20 protein-coding genes are annotated in these 20,408 nt (G+C 65.3%); 14 read left to right on the top strand and 6 right to left on the bottom strand.

Translation table 11 applies throughout. The annotated features are described in order from the left end of the window. Positions 1-75: 75 nt before the first annotated feature. The 5 genes from ACQR1I_RS04315 to ACQR1I_RS04335 form a co-directional block, all read right to left on the bottom strand. Complete coding sequence (locus ACQR1I_RS04315; RefSeq protein WP_434867856.1) at positions 76-1,056, bottom strand: hypothetical protein; 981 nt, start codon at positions 1,054-1,056, stop codon at positions 76-78. After that, a complete protein-coding gene (locus ACQR1I_RS04320; protein ID WP_434867855.1) occupies positions 1,053-1,592 on the bottom strand; it encodes a DUF6932 family protein in 540 nt (179 codons plus the stop codon). The genes ACQR1I_RS04315 and ACQR1I_RS04320 overlap by 4 nt, the downstream gene beginning before the upstream one ends. 348 nt (positions 1,593-1,940) lie before the next feature. Then, positions 1,941-3,119 (bottom strand): cytochrome P450, encoded by a 1,179-nt coding sequence (locus tag ACQR1I_RS04325; RefSeq protein WP_434867854.1) that lies wholly within the window; start codon positions 3,117-3,119, stop codon positions 1,941-1,943. Positions 3,120-3,336: 217 nt separating this feature from the next. Further along, a complete protein-coding gene (locus ACQR1I_RS04330; RefSeq protein ID WP_434888722.1) occupies positions 3,337-4,176 on the bottom strand; it encodes an IclR family transcriptional regulator in 840 nt (279 codons plus the stop codon). Further along, positions 4,173-5,198 (bottom strand): amidohydrolase family protein, encoded by a 1,026-nt coding sequence (locus tag ACQR1I_RS04335; protein WP_434867853.1) that lies wholly within the window; start codon positions 5,196-5,198, stop codon positions 4,173-4,175. The genes ACQR1I_RS04330 and ACQR1I_RS04335 overlap by 4 nt, the downstream gene beginning before the upstream one ends. 615 nt (positions 5,199-5,813) lie before the next feature. On the opposite strand from ACQR1I_RS04335, the gene gspD reads away from it, so the two are divergent. The 12 genes from gspD (at position 5,814) to ACQR1I_RS04395 (ending at position 16,992) form a co-directional block, all read left to right on the top strand. Then, a complete protein-coding gene (gene gspD, locus ACQR1I_RS04340) occupies positions 5,814-8,159 on the top strand; it encodes a type II secretion system secretin GspD (protein WP_434867852.1) in 2,346 nt (781 codons plus the stop codon). After that, a complete protein-coding gene (locus ACQR1I_RS04345; protein WP_434867851.1) occupies positions 8,131-8,688 on the top strand; it encodes a tetratricopeptide repeat protein in 558 nt (185 codons plus the stop codon). Before gspD ends, ACQR1I_RS04345 begins: the two co-directional genes overlap by 29 nt. After that, positions 8,685-10,406, top strand: coding sequence for a GspE/PulE family protein (locus tag ACQR1I_RS04350; RefSeq protein WP_434867850.1), 1,722 nt, complete (start codon positions 8,685-8,687; stop codon positions 10,404-10,406). Before ACQR1I_RS04345 ends, ACQR1I_RS04350 begins: the two co-directional genes overlap by 4 nt. A 3-nt stretch (positions 10,407-10,409) precedes the next feature. Further along, the gene (locus ACQR1I_RS04355; protein ID WP_434867849.1) at positions 10,410-11,621 is read left to right on the top strand and encodes a type II secretion system F family protein; all 1,212 of its coding nucleotides are present in this window, start codon (positions 10,410-10,412) and stop codon (positions 11,619-11,621) included. Between the two features lie 13 nt (positions 11,622-11,634). After that, a complete protein-coding gene (gspG, locus tag ACQR1I_RS04360) occupies positions 11,635-12,117 on the top strand; it encodes a type II secretion system major pseudopilin GspG (protein ID WP_434867848.1) in 483 nt (160 codons plus the stop codon). A 9-nt stretch (positions 12,118-12,126) separates the two neighbouring features. After that, complete coding sequence (locus ACQR1I_RS04365; RefSeq protein WP_434867847.1) at positions 12,127-12,600, top strand: pilus assembly FimT family protein; 474 nt, start codon at positions 12,127-12,129, stop codon at positions 12,598-12,600. Then, the gene (locus ACQR1I_RS04370; RefSeq protein WP_434888706.1) at positions 12,590-12,985 is read left to right on the top strand and encodes a PulJ/GspJ family protein; all 396 of its coding nucleotides are present in this window, start codon (positions 12,590-12,592) and stop codon (positions 12,983-12,985) included. The genes ACQR1I_RS04365 and ACQR1I_RS04370 overlap by 11 nt, the downstream gene beginning before the upstream one ends. Further along, positions 12,982-13,710, top strand: a complete 729-nt coding sequence (locus ACQR1I_RS04375; protein ID WP_434867845.1) for a PulJ/GspJ family protein — start codon at positions 12,982-12,984, stop codon at positions 13,708-13,710. Before ACQR1I_RS04370 ends, ACQR1I_RS04375 begins: the two co-directional genes overlap by 4 nt. Next, entirely contained in the window at positions 13,710-14,678 is a 969-nt protein-coding gene (locus tag ACQR1I_RS04380; RefSeq protein WP_434867844.1) for a general secretion pathway protein GspK, read from the top strand. Before ACQR1I_RS04375 ends, ACQR1I_RS04380 begins: the two co-directional genes overlap by 1 nt. Before the next feature lie 15 nt (positions 14,679-14,693). Continuing rightward, positions 14,694-15,758: a PilN domain-containing protein gene (locus ACQR1I_RS04385; protein WP_434867843.1), complete on the top strand. Its 1,065-nt coding sequence runs from the start codon at positions 14,694-14,696 to the stop codon at positions 15,756-15,758. Beyond that, positions 15,755-16,318, top strand: a complete 564-nt coding sequence (gene gspM / locus ACQR1I_RS04390; protein ID WP_434867842.1) for a type II secretion system protein GspM — start codon at positions 15,755-15,757, stop codon at positions 16,316-16,318. Before ACQR1I_RS04385 ends, gspM begins: the two co-directional genes overlap by 4 nt. A gap of 77 nt (positions 16,319-16,395) precedes the next feature. Beyond that, the gene (locus ACQR1I_RS04395; protein WP_434867841.1) at positions 16,396-16,992 is read left to right on the top strand and encodes a hypothetical protein; all 597 of its coding nucleotides are present in this window, start codon (positions 16,396-16,398) and stop codon (positions 16,990-16,992) included. Positions 16,993-17,018: 26 nt separating this feature from the next. On the opposite strand, the gene ACQR1I_RS04400 is transcribed toward ACQR1I_RS04395, so the two are convergent. Beyond that, positions 17,019-18,554 (bottom strand): mannitol dehydrogenase family protein, encoded by a 1,536-nt coding sequence (locus ACQR1I_RS04400; RefSeq protein WP_434867840.1) that lies wholly within the window; start codon positions 18,552-18,554, stop codon positions 17,019-17,021. An 81-nt stretch (positions 18,555-18,635) separates the two neighbouring features. Here ACQR1I_RS04400 and ACQR1I_RS04405 point away from each other — a divergent pair, with 81 nt between their 5' ends. Continuing rightward, entirely contained in the window at positions 18,636-19,370 is a 735-nt protein-coding gene (locus ACQR1I_RS04405; protein WP_434867839.1) for a FadR/GntR family transcriptional regulator, read from the top strand. A gap of 55 nt (positions 19,371-19,425) precedes the next feature. Further along, the gene (locus ACQR1I_RS04410) at positions 19,426-20,403 is read left to right on the top strand and encodes a sialic acid TRAP transporter substrate-binding protein SiaP (protein WP_434867838.1); all 978 of its coding nucleotides are present in this window, start codon (positions 19,426-19,428) and stop codon (positions 20,401-20,403) included. Positions 20,404-20,408 lie beyond the last annotated feature (5 nt).

Genomic DNA, 20,408 nt, shown 5'->3' on the forward strand with positions numbered 1-20,408 from the left:
CGTTCGATAAATCTACCGCTTTATGCCGAGTGGCAACATGCGCTCGGAAGTTAGCTCTCACCACCCAGTTCGGATTCAATTTATCAAAGGCGAGATGCCAACCATCGTGTAAAAAGTGCGGGTTTCGTCCGATACCGTCTCAACAATTTCGACCTTTTCCAAGTGCGCGCTGCACCGACGACCAAAGTAATCTTGCAACTTTGGCTTCACCTCGCGGGTGAGCTTTCCTTCGATTATGCTCCGGTCTGACGTTAACAGCTCGAATCTGTCTCGCAGTAGGCTCGCTCCTAATAGGACGGATGGTATCGTTATCTCAACGCTCTGCCGTGTTTTGAAGCGTGCGACGTTCTTCTTTAAGGACGAGATTTTCTCACTATCGGCGGACCATTGAAATTCCGTGCCTGACATGTCCGTCCAAGATAATTCGAACCCAGCATCCGATCGATTGAGATCGTCAAGTACATGCCGCAGATGCCCTACGGCGCGTTGACCAAGCTCGGCAGATAGGCGCGATATTTCGGCCTCCTTAGCTGTCGAATTGAGGAGCGTGAAGAGTGTCTGAAGCGTAGATGCGGCTGTGCTGTCTCCAAACAAATCGTATCGAGGCCGAATAAATATCTCCATCCCAAACGATGATGGAAAAACGCTCGCAAACCGCATCGCGGTGGCAGACATTATTTCATTTGAAATCGGACCGCGCCTGCGAGGACCCGTGGTGATAGATTGGCCGATACTCGAAAAGAGTTTCTGTAGCCGAATAAGAAAGAAGCCTAGAGAGCCGACATTTGCTGAGTGATCCGCGTAAGCGCTTCCATTGAGCGATATCGTCAAGCGTTCTTTTTGGCGATGCTGTACTAGATCTGACCGCTCTGCCAAAAGCCGTTTTTGTAGATTTGAGAGGCTAGACAGACTCAGCTCGGCCGCAAAGCTACTAGGGTTTTCGGCCAAGATGATCTGGTTTGCGTGCAGCGCTTCATCCAATTCCGTTAGGCGCCGGGTAAGCCCTCGCACTCTCGCTTCGGCTTCGTCAGGGTCGATTCCTTCCCAAAGGTTCATGGGGTTGGCCCACTTGCCGGTACCGTCGGAATCGGACACGGTGGGGGCGGTGCTGGGGGAGCCAGCTGAACTTGAACAATCCCTTTTGGTACTTCCTGCCTATCGAAGCCGAACTCGCCCATCCAATACTTTCGAATTTGGCGAAACTGTTGAAACTGGGGATGAGTCTCGGGGTAGGTCGGGCAAAAGTAAGCGTCACATAAGTGCGTCGCTTTCGTCTGCTGGCCTGCGGTAAGCGCAGCGAATTCCGCTTTCTGTGACGATGACAGATTGTCGATTACCGACGCATCCACGAATAGCACCATGTCCACGTCACCCGGGTCGTTCTTGTTGGTGACAAAGCTTCCGTCAAGCAACTGCTCGCATGCGCCAACGAGCGCAGTAACCTCCAGCGAATGTTTTTTGTATCCCTTCATAATGTCGCCGCGAGTTGACGAGTGCGGAAAGGCCGTCACAAATGCTGCTTCCAAATCTGACTGAGCCATAGGGTGTAGCCCTGGCGCTATATATCCGTGTCCGTTAAAGGTGCCGCTCACGCGCTCTCCCCACCTCTTTTTTGCGGTTCATTAGGCTATAACAGGTTGTAGGGGCGCGGTAGCACTAATTTTTGGTGGCGCAACTGACGCGCGAGCGTGCGGCTGGACATTCTACGTTTGGATTGGGCCGATGATTGCCTGGATGATGTTCGCTGTCGCTTAGAGCGGCTTCAAGCTGCGATCCGAGTGCGCCATCCCCCCGGAAGCTGCCAATTCGGCGGGATAGGGCAACCGTGTGCTCAATATCTGCGCGTTCGAGGCGCCGTGGCGGACAATGATCCGAGACAACCCGCAACCGGGTCACGTGCACTGAGGCAACACAAAGAACGAGGCTGTTGCGCTCCGATCCTAATAGAGCCTCACCGCCAAACCCAGCGGCCCCCTGAACCCGAACCCGTGCCACCGCACGCTCGCCGCATCCGCGAACTCCATCTTCGGAAACCGCTCGAACAGCATCGGCAGCAGGATTGCGCCGACGGTGCGGCGGGAGAGGTGGGCGCCGGCGCAGTGGTGGGGGCCGTTGCCGAAGGCCTGGTGGGGATTGGGGTCGCGCAGCGCGTTGTAGTGCTCGCCGTCGGTGAAGATTTCCTCGTCGCGGTTGGCGGAGGCCTGGATCGTCATCACGGTGTCGCCCTTCGGGATCAGGCAGCCGCGGATTTCGGTGTCCTCCATGACAAGGCGTGAGCTCGCCTGGATCGGCGCCACCCAGCGCACGCCCTCCTCGAAGGCGGAGCGCCACTTCTCCTGCGCGCGCACGGCCTCCAACTGCTCCGGATTGGTCAGCAGGCCGTAGAGGATCGTCAGCAGCGCGTCGCGCGGCTCGTTGATGCCGCCGCCGATCGCGATCTTGATGTTGGCGATGATCTGGCTGTCGGGAATCGGGTTCTTCGCGTTGACCATGAAGGAGAGCGCCGACGAATCCGGCGCGGCGCGGACGCGATCCATGTTGGCCAGGATGCAGCGGTCCATCTCGGCATTGGCGATGTCGGAGGCGTCGAACGGCCCCGGCGTCCAGCCGAAATTGCCGGCGCCGTCGATCAGGGCCTGCGACCAGCGCTGCATGTCCTGATCGCTGGCGTCCGGGATTCCCATCACATGCGCGAGGATGCGCGCGGCCAAGGGGCCGGCCAGCGCAGGGAACAGGTCGACGATCTCGCCGCGCGGCAGCCGGTCGAGATACTCGCCGGCGAATTTCCTGTAGAGCGGCTCCCAGACGGCTTCGATGGTCTTCGGCATCAGCGCCGGCATCATCGCCATGCGCTCGGCGCGGTGCTCATCGTGATCCTTGCGCATCAGGGTGTGCGCGAGGAAGGCGCGCTTCATCGGCGTGTTCGGATCGTCGGACGAGAACAGCGTTGCGTTGTCCTTGACGACTTTGGTGTCGGCCGCCTTGGTGAGGAACGTCCGGCCCACCGACTTGACCCGCAACACCGGCGCCTCGCGGCGCAGGCGCTGGTAGATCGGATAGGGATCGTGCGTCAGCTCGGCGATGCCGATGGTTTCGTCGAGGGGAGCCAGGGTCGGCATGGGGCGCTCCTCCGGGATGCAGGCCAGCGCGGATCCGCGCAAGGATAGGCGCAGCGATGGACCGGTGCAATGCTGCGCCCGCGCCTTGGCGGGGACGAACGTCGATTGCTGAACGAGTTCCGGCCTCCTCCGTTTCGCGACGGGCGTGATTCCGCAGGGCGGAACGGTGGCGTCAGTTGGCCCTGGCCGCGCGTGCCGGCGGCGCGCGATCCGGCGCTCAGTCGCTGGCGACGTGGCCCATCAGCACCGACAGCTCGGCGGCGGATTCGCGCAGCAGCTCCTTGATGTCGGCGATCGAGGGCGTCACCTTGTTGTCGATGCGCTTGATGTAGGGCACGTTCAGCACCGCGTGCGCATGCGCGGACGCGCCGAACACGGGGAAGGCGATGTTGGTGACGCCGTGGGTCTGCCGGCTCTGCACCTCGGCGTAGCCCTGCCGCTCGACGTCGCGAACGATCTTCATCAGCTTGACCGGATCGACGTCGAGCTCGCCCTCCGCCTTCTGATGCGCTTCCAGCATGGCGCGCCGCGTCGCCTCGTCCTGGAAGGCGAGCAGGACGTAGCCGGACGCCGTGTCGGTCAGCCCGACCAGGGCGCCGATCTTCATTCCGAACGCATAGCGCTCGGGGCTGTCGACCTCGCTCACGACCATGACGCGGCCGGCGTGAAACACGGTGAGATGGCACGACTGCAGCGCCCGCTGCGCCAGCCTGAGCATCAGCGGCGCCGCCGCCGCGGTGAGCGACTTGATGGGACGGTGACGATGCGCCAGCTCGAACAGCTTGAGCGTCAGCGTATAGCGCTCGCCCTGCCGCTGCTCGATATAGCCGCGGCGCGCCAGCCCGATCACCATGCGAAACAGCTCGCTCGGCGTACGGCCGAGCGAGCTGGCGATTTCGTTCAGCAGCAGTCCCTCCGGCTCGCGCGCCAGGAGCTCCAGCACGTCGAGCCCCTTGTCGAGGGCTGGGACCGGATAGCGAACTTCGGCGGGCCGCTGCTTGCGGCGCGCCGGCGGACCCGCAGTTCTTCCGCCGGCGCGATTGCTACGCTTGATCAGTCTTCGCCTCCGGGCTGATGCCTGCGATAGAACAGCAACGCATTCTTGAACATGACCTTGTCGCGGACCTGCTCGCCGAGCGGCGCCAGGTAGTCCTCGGCCAGCTTGATCTCGTTCGCCATCGTGCCGTGCAGATCGGAGACCGGCCAGTTGCTGCCCCAGATCAACCGGTCCGCACCGAACGCCGTCATCAGCACGTCGAAATGTGCCTTGTAGGACGGCAGGTCGGTCGGCGAGATGAAGGGAACATCACCGGGCGCGTACATGTCATAAAACGACGAGAACTTCATGTAAAGATTGGGGCAGAGATCGGCGAGGCGGCGGATCGAGAACTCCCACTCGTGATCGACCGGCGGCGGGCCCTTGGCGCCGCCGAGATGATCGATGATGATCTTGAGATCGGGGACCGTCGTGCACAGCGCCTCGACCTGGTTCTTCGGATTCTTGTCGGACCGGCTGATGATGTCGAGTGACATGCCGCGCCGCGCCAGCTCGCGCAGGTCACGCAGCTGCGCCGCGCTCAGCGTGATGCCCTCGGCAGGGCTCCAGAGATAGCCGCGAATGCCGACGAAGCGGCGATCGGCCGACAGCCGGTTGAGGCCAGAGATGAAGCTGGATGAGCCGATCTCGAGCTGTCCGACGTAGAACGAGAAGAACCGGTCCCGGCCCAGCATGTCCAGGACCTTCAGGTTGTCCTCGAACAGAGGGCTGGCCTCGACGACGCCGGCCGTGACGATGCCGTTGGCCGCGGCCACCGCCTTGTACTCCGGCGGCAGCACGTCGCGGCACAGCGCGGACGGGCAGTCCGGCCACGGCACGCCGCCCGGCCGCGACGGCTTATAGAAGTGGATGTGCGTTTCCACGATCGGACGCGCGTGTCCGCGCTGCTTGAACGCCGCCAGATAGTCGTTGACCGCATCCACCTGGCTCGCCTCCTCGCTCGCCGCGATCGACGCGCCCTGCAGCGTTATCAGCGCCAGCGCGCCCATGCAACTACGCAAGAAATTAGTTCGAATGCCCATGGAGTTCTTCTCCTTGTTGTTTCCCCACTCTCGCCACTCCCCACGCTGTGGTTGAGGGCGGGCGAGTTTTATAGGCGAAATTTATTTTTGTAAAGGAAATCACTAATCGCGTTGCGGTAGAGCGGAGGGATCGCATGGTTGGAACCGATCTGCGATCGCGTCCGGCGTGGCGCGCAACTAATTCAGCTCGATCGCATAATTTGCTGTAGGAAGCGCACTTTTGGCCATCGCAGGTTGGAGAAGTGCCGAACTAATCATTTTTTCCGCGGGATCTGTTTTGCAACCCTCAAGTGTATTGCGGCACAGCATCACTGAACGACAGGGCGCTGCAGCGCCGTCGCTGCGGTGCGGTTGCAGTGCGCTCGTGCCACCCGGGTGGACCTTTCGCCTTTTGCGCGAGGTCAATTTCGTGGCCAATTCGTGATGTCTTCTTTGACAAAAATTGTTTTCGCTTATAAAACGAGCGGCAACTAACGAAGAATGCGGGGGAGGATTGCAGGCGCTGCGGATTGCCCAGGGCAAGCGGCGTCGACCGATTTCTCACTGAGAGCACGAACAAGCGGGCGGCGAACTCATCAGCCGTCCGAACGATGAATGCTGGTTGCGAGATGCGTCATGAGGGTGCCGGTCGTGCCGAAGTCTGTGGCTGCTCTGTCCGGTGCGTATCGTTCATGCGTCCATCGGCTCGGCGCCTTCAGGGCCGGTCGCGCCGGCGCGGCCGTCGTGCTGGTTCTGCTCGGTCTCCCCGTCCTTGCCGCCTGCAAGCTGACTGACGGGACCACCGCAGCGCCTGCCGACATCGACGTGCTCGACAAGGTCCGCTCGCTCGACATCCTGCCGCGGCAGACCCAGCCGGTCGATCGGCAGGCCGCCACTGCCGGCCGGCGCGGGCAGGCCGCGGTGTATGAGGGCGCCGAGATTTCCGACGTCGGCGAGGCTCCGGCGCGGCCGGCGGCCGGCGGCGGCGGCTACGACCTGAACTTCGAGAGCACGCCGATCCCAACCGTCGCCAAGGTGGTCATCGGCGACATCCTCAACACCGGCTACGTCATCGATCCCCGCGTGCAGGGCACGGTCAGCCTGGTCTCGGTGCGCCCGGTCGCGAAGTCCGACATCGTGTTCGTGCTGGAGAGTGCGCTTCGGGTGTCCGGCATCGTGCTGCTGCGCGATGCCGCCGGCTATCGCCTGGTGCCGCTCGGCGAGGCGCCCGGCGGCGGCCGCGTCGACCAGGCCGCCGCCAATCCCGAGCCGGGCTATGGCGTCTCGGTCGTGCCGTTGCGCTACGTGTCGGCGCCGGCCGTCCTCAAGCTGATCGATTCCTTCGCCACCAAGCCGGGCAGCGTTCGCGCCGATCCCGCGCGCAATCTGCTGCTGATCCAGGGCACCGGCGCCGAGCGCCGCACCGCCGTCGACACCGCCATCAGCTTCGACGTCGACTGGATGCGCGGGCAATCGGTCGGCATCTATCCGCTGAGCAACAGCACGCCCGACGTGATCAGCGCCGAGCTCGAGAAGATCATGGATTCCGGCGACAGCGGCCTCAGCCAGGGCGTGGTCAAGTTCCAGCCGATGACCCGGCTGAACGCGATCCTGGTGGTGAGCCGCAAGCCGGCGCTGCTGCAGACGGCGGCGACCTGGATCGCGCGGCTCGATCGCACCGACGCCGCCCGCACCAGCGTCCACGTCTACCGGGTCAAGTATGGCGAGGCCCGCCAGATCGCGCGCGTCCTGACCGACATGTTCGTCGGCGGCGCGACATCCGCGCTCGACAGCGCCGAAAATCAGCTGGCGCCCGGATCGGGCCTGTCCGCGAGTTCGAGCGGCGACCGGCTGTCGATGAATGCGAGCGGCACGTCGTCGCAGCCCGCCGGCTTCGGTCCGCGCCCGCGCGCGGCGACGGCGACCGGCATGTCGGCGGGTCTCGGCACGCCGCCGCCCGCAAGCGGCCTCGTCCCGGGCGGGACGCAGGCGGACACCCGCAGTTCGGCCGCGGCCGGGCAGCCGCTGATGCAGGGTGTCCGGATCACCCCGGACGTGGTCAACAACACCATCCTGATCTACGCCGATCGCGCCAACTACAACATCATCGAATCGACCCTGCTCCGGATCGACCAGCCCGCGCTGCAGGTCGCCATCGACGCGACCATCGCGGAGGTGACGCTGACCAACGAGCTGAGCTACGGCGTCCAGTTCTATCTGAACAGCAGGAACGTGGGCCTGCGCCCGGACCAGGGGTCGGCGCTCAATACCCAGACCCGGCCGGACACCACAGCCGGCGCCGTGGCCAAGGCGCTGATCAACCGCGCGCTTCCCGGGTTCAACTTCCTGATCGGCGCGGAGGCGCAACCGAATGCCATTCTCGACGCGCTGCATGCCGTGACCAGCGTCAAGGTGCTGTCCAATCCGTCGCTGGTCGTGATCAACAATCAGGTCGCCACGCTGCAGGTCGGCGACGTCGTGCCGGTCTCGACCGGCAGCGCGACCGTGCTCACCACCAGCAACACGGTGGTCAACACCATCGATTATCGCAACACCGGCATCATCCTGCACGTCTCCCCCCGCATCAACGTCAACGGCCATGTCCGGCTCGACGTCGAGCAGGAGATCAGCAACGTCGCCCCGCAATCGGCCACAAGCCTGACGCCGACGGTGTCCGAGCGGCGGGTCAAGAGCTCGATCTCGGTCGCGTCCGGCCAGACGGTGCTGCTCGCCGGCCTGATCAGCGAACAGCAGGACGGCCGGCGCGACGGCATCCCGCTGCTCGATGAAATCAAGGGCTTTGGCGACCTGTTTTCGCATCAGGACAAGAAGGGCACGCGCACGGAGCTGATCATCTTCATCCGTCCGCAGATCATTCGCGACAGTTCGGACGCGCATCATGTCGCGGAGGAGTTGCGGTCGAAATTGCGCGGCACGGTCGGAGCGAGCACCGATGACCTCAGCAGTCACACGGTCCGTTGAAGGAGCGCTCGTCGCGGCGCGCCGGGCGGCGCGGGGCGCCCTGCTGGCGCTCGCCGTCTGTTGCGTGCTCGAAATGCGCGGCGCAAATGCCGACCCGCTGTCGCGCGCGGACGTGGCCTATGCCAGGGGCGACTACGTTCAGGCCGTCGACGTCCTGACCCCGCTCGCGCTGCGCGGCAATTCGCGCGCGCAGGCCATGCTCGGATTCATGGTCGAGAACGGCTATGGCGCACCGCAGGCCTATGTCGTCGCCGCCGATCTCTACGCGAGGGCGTCGATCCGGGGCAACCCGTTCGGCCAGGCCATGCTCGGCCTGATGTACGACAAGGGCCATGGCGTGCCGCAGGATGTCGTGCTGGCCTACAAGTGGCTGAACCTCGCAGCCGCAGCCGCCTCGAAGCACGAGCGGGAGTACTTCGTTCGGCTGCGCAATGCGGTCGCGTCGAAAATGGCGACGGAGCAGATCGCCGAGGGCCAGCGGCTCGCCGCGCAGTGGGCGGTCGAAGCGCGCCATGGACGACGGCCATGAGCACAAGTCAGGAAGCGGCGCGGTTTGCCAGCCACGTCCTGAGCTCCGAGCATCGGTGGTCGGCCGAAGGCGCTGCGTCAGCCAATCCCACTGCATCCGGCCGGGAGAGCGAGAGCGCGCAGCGCGATCAGCCATTCGGCGCGCAGAAGAAGCTGTGGGAATTGACCGATCTCACGGCGAGCGAGTTCGCCGACGCGGCGGCCGCCTTCCATGGCCTCTCCCGCGTGACGCTGCAGGAGATGCTGGAGGCCGCGCCGCTGGTCGCGTCCTTCTCGCAGCGTTTCCTGCGCGACACGCTGATTTTTCCGTTCAGATCGCCGGACGAGACCATCGTGCTCGCGGTGGCCGATCCGACCGACCTTGCGGCGACGCGCGCCGCCGAGATCGTGCTCGGCCCGTCGATCACGATGAAGATCGCGGCTTTCGACGATCTCGCCGCCGTGCTCGACCAGCGCCTGGCGAGCGACAATCCGGAAGCCGCCATCGCCGCCGCCGCGTTCTCGCAGCTTCGCGAGGACGACATCGAGAGCCTGCGCGACCTCGCCAGCGGCGCGCCGGTCGTGCGTGCGGTCAACGATCTGCTGGAGAAGGCCGTCGAGCTGCGCGCCAGCGACATCCACATCGAGCCGTTCGCGGCCGGGCTGACGACGCGCTTCCGGATCGACGGCCTGTTGCGCCAGGTCGCAGCGCCCGCGGGCGTGCCGGCCCAGGCCGTCATCTCGCGCATCAAGATCATCGCGAACCTCAATATCGCCGAGCGGAGGCTGCCGCAGGACGGCGCGGCGCGGCTGCGTGCCGGCCGCGCCGACATCGACATCCGCGTTGCCATCATGCCGACCCAGCACGGCGAATCCGCCGTCATTCGCATCCTGCCGAAGGACCGTGGATTGCTGGTGATGGACCGGCTCGGCTTTGCGCCGCGCGACGAAGCCAGCCTGCGGCGGCTGTTGAAACTGCCGCATGGCATGATCGTCATCACCGGGCCGACCGGCAGCGGCAAGACCACCACGCTCGCCACCATCCTGTCGATCCTCAACGAACCGGTTCGCAAGATCCTCACCATCGAGGACCCTGTCGAATACGAGATCCCCGGTATCAACCAGTCGCAGATCAAGCCTGCGATCGGCCTGACCTTCGCCACTGCGCTGCGCTCCTTCGTCCGCCAGGACCCCGACGTGATCATGGTCGGTGAGGTGCGCGATGCCGAGACCGCGAATGTCGCGGTTCACGCCGCGCTGACCGGACATCTCGTGCTGACGACATTGCATACCGAAACCGCGGCGGCGGCGCTGCCGCGCCTGCTCGATCTCGGCATCGAGGCCTTCCTGTTACGCTCGACCTTGCGCGCGGTGATCGCGCAGCGCCTGGTGCGCCAGCTCTGCGAACGCTGCAAGTCCAGCAAGATGCTTTGCGAAGCCGATCTCGCCGAGGACCCACGGCTCGCCGTGCTCGGCTTCCGCGCCGGCGAAATCGTTCACGAGCCGGCCGGCTGCGAGCGCTGCGGCGGGTCCGGCTATCGCGGCCGGATCGGTGTGTTCGAGGTGCTCGAGCTCGACGGCGAACTGCGCGCGCTGATCGGTGAAAAGACCGACGGCCTCAAGATCGACGAAACAGCGATTCGCCAGGGCATGACGACGATGCTCGACGATGGGCTGGCGAAGTGTCGTGCAGGCCTGACCAGCCCGGCGGAGATCCTCCGCGTCACCACGACGAGGTGAGCCGTGCCGCACTATCGCTACCGCGCTTTGACACAGACCGGCGAGATCGTGAACGGCAGGCTGTCGGCGCCGAATCTGACCGAGGTCGCGGCCCGGATCGAATACCTCAGGCTGTTGCCGATCGAGACCGTGGAGGAGAAGCGCGCACCGACCTCGGCCGCCGGTTTCGGCAGCTTCGGCCAGCCGGGCCGCAGCGAGGTGACGACCTTCACCCGCGACCTTGCGCTGCTGCTGAAAGCCGGTGCCCGCCTCGACGATGCACTCGAGCTGCTCTCGAGCGATGCCGATGTCGGCCGGCTTCGCCCCGTCGTCGCCAGGTTGCGCACCGCACTGCTCAGCGGCGAGAGCTTCGCCGAGGCGGTCGGAGCTCACTCTGCGCTGTTTCCGCAGATGTATGTCGCGCTGGTCAGGGTCGGCGAGATCTCCGGAACGCTCGACCAGGTGCTGGAGCTGTTGGGCCAGGAGCGGCTTCGCGCCGAAGCGATGCGGCGAAAGCTGACGGATGCGATGCAGTATCCGCTGTTCGTCCTGATCGCGGCGATCGCGGTGATGCTGTTCTTCATTCTGTTCGTGCTGCCGCAGTTCTCCTCGGTGCTGCAGGACTTCGGCGGCAAGTCGGACTCGGCGCTGAGCTTCTTCATTCGCCTCTCGGATCTCATGCGCGCCAACGCGACCGCGCTCCTGCTCGCGAGCGCCGGCTTGATCGCCATGCTGGTTCTCGTGCTGCGCCGGCCTCACGCGCGGAGCATGATCATCGGTCTGGTTGCAGGTTTTCCAGGGATCAGCCGGATCGTTCAGTTCTATCGGGTCAGCCTGTTCTGCCGCAATCTCGGCGTCCTGCTCGGCAGCGGCGTCAGCCTGACCGCGACCTTGCGTATTCTCGTCGACATCATGGCGGTGACCGGCAAGGCCGGGACATGGGACGCGGCCGCAGATCGCGTGCGGCAGGGCGGCAAGCTGTCCGATGCCTTGTCTGCGTCGAGCAGCCTGCCGCCGATGGCCGTGCGGATGCTGCGGCTCGGTGAGGAGACCGGCCAGCTGCCCGTTCTCGCGGGCAGGGTCGCCGAATTCTACGAAGCGAAGCTGCAGCGGAGCCTTGATCGCGTCGTCGCCGTCATCGGGCCGCTCGCGATCATCGTCATCAGCGCCGTGGTCGGCGGCTTGATCGTGTCCGTGATGACTGCGCTGCTGTCGGTGACCCAGCTTGTCGGATAGGGGAGGAGGAGCGATGTCGAGACGATTAGTTCATGCACGCGGCGCTGGTCAGGGCAGGGCGCGCTGCGGCGAGCAGGGCTTCACCCTGGTCGAGATGCTGGTCGTGATCACGATCATCGGGCTGATCATGGGACTCGTCGGCCCACGCGTGCTCAACTATTTGAGCGAGTCCAAGGTCAAGGCCGCCAAGATCCAGATGCAGAGCCTGGCCAGCGCGCTCGATCTGTTCAATCTCGATGCCGGACGCTATCCGTCGAGCTCGGAGGGGCTGGTCGCGCTGACCCGGCGCACGCCGGGGATAGCGGGTTGGAATGGCCCTTATTTGAAGGGCGGCAGCGTTCCGAACGATCCCTGGAACCACCCGTACATCTATCGCGCGCCGGGCGGGCGTAGCGCCTTTGACATCGTCTCCCTCGGATCCGATGGGCAGGAAGGGGGCAGCGGCACGGCGGCCGACATCTCGCTCGACGGTGTGACCGGCACGAGCAGCGAGTGAGGCCGTCCGATGAGGCCCGAGACGAGGAGGGCGGAACACGGCTTCACCTTGTTGGAGGTGGTTTGCGTGATCGCACTCGTCGCGATGCTCGCGGCCGTGGCGCTGCCATTGCTCCCGCGCAATACGTCGCGGGCGCGGCTGCACGCCTATGCGCTCGAAGCTGCCTCACTGCTGAAGGCCGATCGCAACGCCGCGATCCGTGGCGGCGGCGAAATGTCGACGCTGGTGGATGCGCCCTCGCGCGCGATCCGGTCGGGCGCGACCGGGCAGGCGATCCGCATCCCCTCCGACGTGCGCTTCGATGCGCTGCTGCCGCAGACATGCCGGCGGCGGGCCGTGCTGTCGACCATCAGCTTCTTTGCCGATGGCACCAGTTGCGGCGGAGCCGTCGCGCTGACCGGGCTCGATAGTTCCTATGAAATTCATGTCAACTGGCTGACGGGAAGGGTGGAAGTTGTTTCACGCAGTCAAGGTGCCAGCTGAAGCCGACGAGGCCGGGTTCACGATCATCGAGGTGCTGACCGCGCTCGCGATCTTCGCCCTTTCGATCGTGGCCATCGGCCACGTGATGTCGACCAATGCCCGCGGCGTGCGCACGCTCGAGGATCACGTCGCGCTGGCGCAGACCACGCAAGCCGTGTTCTCGGCCGCCATCCCTATCCATGAGGATCTGGCGCCGGGCCGGTTGACCGGCAACATCAACGATCACCGCTGGCAGGTTGACATCACTCCATTCGCTGGACGCGCGATGAACGATCGTGGCGACGCGGCCTGGATCCCGGCGCTGGTCCGGGTCCACGTGCGCTCGCCCTCCGGTGCGGCGATCGAGCTCGAGACAGTGCGATTGATGCGGGGGCCCAAGCGGTGAGGACGGGAGGGGCAGTCGCTCGTCCAGGCGAGCAGGGCTTCACGCTGATCGAAGCGCTGGCGTCGTTGGCCTTGACCGGCCTTGTCCTGTCCGCGCTGGCAACGCTGACGGCGCAATGGTTGCCGAGCTGGAATCGCGGCTTCGACCGGATCCAGCAGAGCGAGCTGATCGGGATTTCGATGCGGCGAATTGCAGCCGATCTTGCTGCCGCCGAGTTCGTCGCCGCCGGCCGTACGTCGCCGAAGCCGCTGTTCGAGGGCACTGCGCTGGCGGTGACATTCGTGCGCGCGGCACTGGGGCCCAATGCCGGCACCGGCCTCGACGTGGTGCGGTTCGGCGAGATCATGGATCAAGGACGGCTGGTGACCGCGCGGATGCGCGTGCCGTTCGTCCCGTTGGCGGCGGGCGCTGAAGCCGGCCGGATCCGCGTGGCGGACCCGGTCGTGCTGTTGCGGCCGCCGTTCAGCCTGTCGTTCGCCTATGCCGGTCCCGATCATGTCTTCCATGATGAGTGGCGCGACATGGATGCGCTGCCGACGGCGATCAGGCTGACCGTGCGAGATGCCGCCAGTCAGCGCGCCTTGGCGGCATCGACCGTGACGCGTGTTCATGTCGAGGCTCCTGCCCGCGGCGGAACGGCCGACGATGACGGCAATGGGGCTCAAAAGGATGCTGCTGGTGCCGACAACGCCGCCGGCGGGACGAGATCGGAGCGGAGACGTTGATGATGGCACCGACCTCTCCGCTTCGTCATCCGGCCTCTTGCCAGCGTGGCTTCGTCCTGGTCGCGGTGCTCTGGCTGATCGCCGTGCTCGCAGCACTCGCCGTGATCTTCTCCGTGCACCTCTCGAATTCGGCGCGGGCGCTTGCGCTCAACGACACCGAGCTGCAGGCCGAGGCCCTCGTCGCTGCGGCGGTCGAGCTCACTGCGTATCGCATATGGCTTGCCGACGAACAGGCGCCGCCGCAGCGTGAGGATAACCAGCTTCCGCGCACGCGCTCCCGCCCCCCTGGTGGCGCGTTTCAGGCGCAGCTCGGAGGTGCCGAACTGTTCGTGGCTTTCGCCTCGGAGGCGGCGCGGATCGATCTGAATGCTGCACCGAAGGAATTGCTAGCCGGGTTGATGGCCGTGCTCGGCGCATCGTCGGACCAAGCCTTGCACCATGCCGAGCGCATCGTCGGCTGGCGCAGCAGGGCCACCGCGGAGACGTCAGACCGTGAAGATTCACTCTATCTCGCAGCCGGCCGCACCTATGCGCCGCGCAAGGCGCCGTTTGCCCACGTCAACGAGCTGGCGCTCGTGCTCGGTCTTCCGCCGGCACTCGTCGACCGCGCGCTGCCGTTCGTCACGGTGTTTTCCGGCATGCCCGGTGTCGACGCGCTCAACGCGCCGCCGGAGGTGGTCGCCGCACTTCCCGGAATGACTCCGCTGCGGCTCAAGCAGTTTCTCAATGAGCGAGGCGGGCTGGCCAACGAACCGGCGACGGTCGCAGCCGCCCTCGGCGTCACCAAGGCCAGCGTGGCGGCGGCGCCCAGCGAGGCCTATCGCCTGACAATCCGTGTTCGGCTCGCGAGTGGTCGCGAGTTCGGCTCGGAGGTGGTCATCTCGATGCGCGACGGCGAGGATCCTTTCCGTGTGCTGTCATGGCAGGATGCCACCGCCGCGCAGACGCGCCGACCGGCTGCGATGTGAGGAGAGCGCAAAGCGATGATCTCCGAGATCAAGGATCTGTTCGTAGCCTGGATGGAGGCGGTGGCTGCGGCCATCGACGCGGCCCTGGCGCGGATCAAGCCACCGAGGCGCGTCCGGCTGGTGGAAGGCGAAGCGGATCATTTCTCCGCGCAGCAGGCGCCGGGCAAGCGCGCGGGTCTGCCGCCGACTGATTTCCGTCTGTGGGACGGCGGGTTCGAACCGGCGCTCAGACGCGAATGGCAGGCCGCGCTGCGCGGCAGCCACATCGAGCTGATCATGCGATCAGATCAGGTGCTATGCCGCTCGGTGGAGTTTCCGAAAGCCGCGGCCGATTTCCTCCAGGGCATGGTCCGTGCCCAGATCGATCGCCTGACTCCATGGACCGCCGCCGATGCCGTATTTGGCTTGTCGGCGCCAGCGCCGGTCGCGGGCGATCGGATCGCGCTGATCGTCGCCGCGACATCGCAGCACAGGGTCCAGCGGCTCGTCGGACTGGCGGCGCACGCGGGCGCGGCATCGATTGCCGGGCTGGTCGAGGCGGATGACACGGTCAGAACGACGGCGCCGATCAAGGTGTTTCAACGGAAACTCGGTCCGACAGGCGCGGCGATCGACGTGCCGCGACTGTTGCGCCGCTTGCTGATCGGCGTGGCGCTGTCCGCCGCCGCTTCGCTTGTGGTTGCTGCCTATGTCGGCGGCGCGCTCGAGGACGAGCAGCAGGAGCTGGCGCGCTCGATCACGAGGCACCGCACCGCATTGCGCGCCAACCAGATGGGTAGCTCATCGGAAGCGCTGCTCGCCAGGCGCAAGCAGACCTCGCCGTCGGGCGTCATGGTGCTGGAAGCGATCTCCCGCGCCTTGCCCGACACGACCTATGTGACGGAACTCAGGATCGATGGCGACAAGGTTCAGGTCGTGGGTCTCACGCAGGATGCGCCGTCCCTGATCAGGCTAATCGAGCAGTCGCCACAGTTCACCCGTGCGACGTTCTTCGCGCCGACCACGCGCGGCCAGAACGAACCGGGCGAGCGCTTTCACATCGAGGCGCACATCACCGCCGATTTCGGATCCCGCTCATGACTCGGAAGCTGACATTGAGGAGTCTCGTCGCCACGCCGATCTTTGCCGCCGGCTCATATCTCGGCGTCATGCTGCTGCTGCTGTTCGCCATCGGCAGTGCCGTGACCGATGTCCTGAGCCAGCACGCCGAGGTCTCGAACCTGCAGACGATGCTGGCGCAGTTCGAGGGCCGAAAGCCGGTGACATCCCGCGGACAGATCGACGATGTCACGGGTCCCGCCGGGTCGCCATTTCTCGAAGGCGCGACCGTCACGATTGCAGGAGCCGCGCTGTTGCAGCGCGTGACGGCCGCGGTCACGAAGCTTGGCGGCAACGTGCTGTCGTCCCAGGTCGACCTGCAGGGCACGCAAGCCAAGAGCGGCTTTCTCTCCATCGTCGCGAGCTGCGACATCGACCAACCCGGTCTGCAGCGACTGCTCTACGACCTCGAGGCCGGCCAACCCTTCCTGTTCCTGGAGCAGTTGACGGTCCAGGTGCCGGCCAGCCTGGGCTCCTCAAGCGCAGGCAAACTGCGCGTTCTGCTCAGCGTGTCCGGACAATGGCAAGGCGCCAGATCATGATGATGCGCGTTTCGCCCATATGCCGAGCGCGGTTCGCGCTGTTAGTTGCGGCCTCGCTTGCCGCGTCTGAAGTCACGATGGCGCTGCCGACTGGCGCGCCCGATCTCGACACATCATCACGCCAGGATGCCCCTTCGGGGCCGTCGTCAGTTTGGGAGCAGCCCGCGCCAGAACCTGTCATCGTCGTTCGGCCGCAGGAAGCGCAGCCCCCTGCGGTGGAGCGTGTGCTGAGCCCCAATCCGCTCTGGGAGATTCCGCTCTCCAGCCTGACGGTGACCCGTGAGCGTCCGATCTTTTCGTCGTCGCGGCGGCCACCGCCTCCTGTTGCGGCAGCCGCACCGAAGCCTGTCGCGCCCTCGGCCAAGCAGCCGCAGGACGAGCGTCCGCAGTTGACGCTGGTCGGCACCATCGGAAGCGATGCGGAGAGTTTTGCAATCTTCGTCGAGCAGGCCACCAAGGTGGGACTGCGGCTGCGGCTCGGCGACGAATTCCAGGGCTGGACCTTGCGCTCGGTGCAAGGGCGCGAGGTGATCCTGGAGCGCGACCAACGCAAGGCGGTGCTGAGTCTGCCGCAGCCGAGCCCGGCAGCGGTTGCCGTGCCGCGCGACCGGGCCGAGAGCACGGCGGCGCAAAGGGCTGCGGATCTGCCATGGAGCGTTGAGCCGCGCCGCTGAAGCGGGCGCGATTCCTCCCGACGGCGCTATCTCGTGCCGGGGGCCATCGCCTGTTCGGCAACCGCTCGTCGCGCACCCAGCCGAAACAGCTGCGCCAATTGGCTGGTGACCACGCTTGCCACGCGGGGATCGCTTCCCAGCGTTCCGAACACCGGCTCGACCGCCAGCAAGGCCGGCGCAAGCCGTTCGGCTGTGGGGCCGGCTTCGTCTGCGATCGCTTTCAGCTTCGCTGCGATCGGATCCCGCACGTCGATGGCGTTGCCGCGCTCGTCGCGCGCGGTGACGTAGCGCATCCAGCCGGCGACTGCGAGCGCATGGGCTTCGATCGGCAAGCCGAGCTTCAAGCGGTCGCGCATCGCGCCGAGCAGCCGTTGCGGCAGCTTCTGCGATCCATCCATGGCGATCTGCCATGTCCGGTGATGCAGCGCCGGATTGGCGAAGCGCTGCAGCAATGAGGCCTGATAGGCGGCGAGGTCGGTGCCTTCAGGCATCTGCAAGGTGACGGCCGCGTCGTCCATGATGCGCGCCGCGAGCGCCGCAAAGCTCGCATCGGTCATGGTCGCGGCGATGGTCTCATAGCCCGCGAGATAGCCGAGATAAGCGAGCGCCGAATGGCTGGCATTGAGCAGGCGCAGCTTCATGTGCTCGAATGGGGTGACGTCGGACACGAGCTGCACGCCGGCAGCGGCGAAATCCGGCCGTCCCGCGGTGAAGCGATCCTCGACGATCCACTGCGTGAACGGCTCGGTCATGACCGGCCACGCATCGGTCATGCCGAGCGCGGACGCGATCGCAGCGCGGTCGGCGGCCGTGGTCTCCGGCACGATGCGATCGACCATCGTGCAGGGGAAGGCGGCGTGGTCCTCGATCCAGCGGCCGAGATCCGTGGCACGCAGTTCGGCGAAGCGGCTGACGATGCGCTGCACGGTGCGGCCATTGGCGGAAAGATTGTCGCAGCACAGCACCGTGAAGGGCGGGAGGTTCGCCGCCTTGCGGCGCGCCAGCGCTTCGACGAGAAAGCCGGGGGCGGACCGCGGCGCGTGCGGGTTGGCGAGATCATGCACGATGTCCGGATGCGTCTCGTCCAGCTCGCCGGTCTGCGGCGTGTGGCAATAGCCCTTCTCCGTGACCGTGAGTGACACGATGCGTGTCGCCGGATCAGCCATCCGGCTGATCAGGCGCTCCGGATCTTCGTTGCCCACCTCCATCGCCAGTAGCGAGCCGATCACCCTGATCTCGGTGCCGGCGCCGGAGCTGACCGCCACAGTATAAAGACAATCCTGCGGCGCCAGCGCGTCGCGCGTTTCGGGACTGCGCAGGCTCGCGCCCACGATTCCCCATTCGGCTGATCCGGCGGCAAGCAGGTCGTCGATGACGACGGCCTGGTGCGCGCGATGAAACGCACCGACGCCGAGGTGGACGATGCCCGGTTTGACCGCCGTCCGGTCGTAGCGGGGGCGGCGGATGGCGGCCGGCAGCCGATCGAGGGTCGAGGCAGAGAGGCGCAAAATGCCTCCAAATGGGGGCTGGATGTGGAGGATTACGGGCCCTTCGCTTGACATGCTCGCCGAGTTCCGTCAATGCTCTGGTCAATTGGTCAGGCCAATTGGCCAAAGAAAGCCCCACGGGGAAGGGATATCGGTGTGCCGCTGGAAGCCGTGGAAGCACGACGCCTCTACCGCCAGGTCGCCGATCAACTGCGCGCGCTGATCGACGGCGGCGAGTATCCCGTCGGCAGCCGCCTGCCGACCGAGCGCGAGCTTGCCGAACAATTGAAAGTGTCGCGCCCGACCGTGCGCGAAGCGCTGATCGCGCTGGAGGTCGAGGGCAGGGTCCGCATCCGCGTCGGCTCCGGCATCTATGTCATCGAGCCCACGGCGCCTGCATTCGCCGTGCCGGCCAGCGCGATCATCGAAGGCCCGTTCGAATTGCTGCGGGCACGCGAGTTCATCGAGGGCGCGATTGCCGGTGAAGCGGCGCGGCTCGCGACACCAGAGGACATCGCGCGCATCGACGCGGCTCTGGCCGCAATGGCTGCCGCCGATGATCCCAGTGAATCGATGATGGTGCACGACCGCGCCTTCCACATCGCGGTGGCCGGATGTCTCGGCAACGCCGTCCTGATGCGCGTGGTCGGCGAATTGTTCGACCAGCGCCTCAATCCCTATTTCACGCAGCTCGCGAACTACTTCGAGAACCCGGAATCGTGGCGCACGGCCTATGCCGAGCACCAGGAGATTCGCCACGCCATCGTGGCGCGCGATTCCGCGCTGGCCCAGGGCGCGATGCGCGAGCATCTGTCGCGCTCGCAAAACCGGTTTGCCCAGAGCTTCGGTGCAGAAACGCCGGCACCGCGGGTTCGCTCGCGCAGCGGATGAGATCAATCGTTTCGTTTGAGAAGAAGAGAATATCAAACCAGGGGAGGAAGTTGGAATGTTGAAGAGATTGACGGTTCTTTCCATCGCGGCCGCCGCCGCCTTGATCACCGCGCCGACCACCGGCATGGCTCAGACCAAGCTGAAATGGGCCCATGTCTACGAGACATCGGAGCCGTTCCATACCGCTTCGGTGTGGGCGGCGCAGGAGATCGGCAAGCGGACCAACGGTCGCTATCAGATCGACGTCTATCCGGCGTCCCAGCTCGGCAAGGAGACCGACATCAACCAGGGCCTCTCGCTCGGCTCGGTCGACATCATCATTTCCGGCTCGAGCTTTGCGGCCAAGAGCTATCCGCCGATCGGCGTGACCTACTATCCCTACACGTTCCGCGATGCGGACCATCTGCTCGCCTACACCAAGAGCGACGTCTTCAAGGAGCTCACCAAGGGCTATGAGGACAAGAGCGGCCATCACATCCTCGCCGTCACCTATTACGGCGTGCGGCAGACGTCGTCGAACAAGCCGCTCAAGGGCTGTGCCGACATGAAGGGCCTGAAGATGCGCGTGCCCGACGTGCCGGCCTATCTGGCGATGCCGCGCGCCTGCGGCGCCAACACCGCGCCGATCGCCTTCGCCGAGGTCTATCTGGCGCTGCAGAACGGCACGGTGGACGCGCAGGAGAACCCGCTGACGACCATCGAGGCCAAGAAGTTCTACGAGGTCCAGAAGTACATCGTGCTGACCGGACACATCGTCGATCACCTCAACACGGTCGTCGCCGGCGGGCTCTGGAAGAAGCTGAGCGAGGAAGACCGCAAGATCTTCACCGACGTGGCGCAGGAAGCGGCGGCGAAGGCGACGGGCGAGATCAAGGCCAACGAGGCCAAGCTGGTTGCCTTTTTCAAGGACAAGGGGCTCACCGTCACCGAGGTGAACAAGGACGAGTTCCGCGAAGCGGTCATGAAGGCGATCAGCTTCGAGAGCTTCGACTATCGCAAGTCGGACTGGGATCGTATCCAGGCGGTCAAGTAACGCCG

Source organism: Bradyrhizobium sp. HKCCYLS2038, from assembly GCF_051167655.1.
Classification (GTDB): Bacteria; Pseudomonadota; Alphaproteobacteria; order Rhizobiales; family Xanthobacteraceae; genus Bradyrhizobium.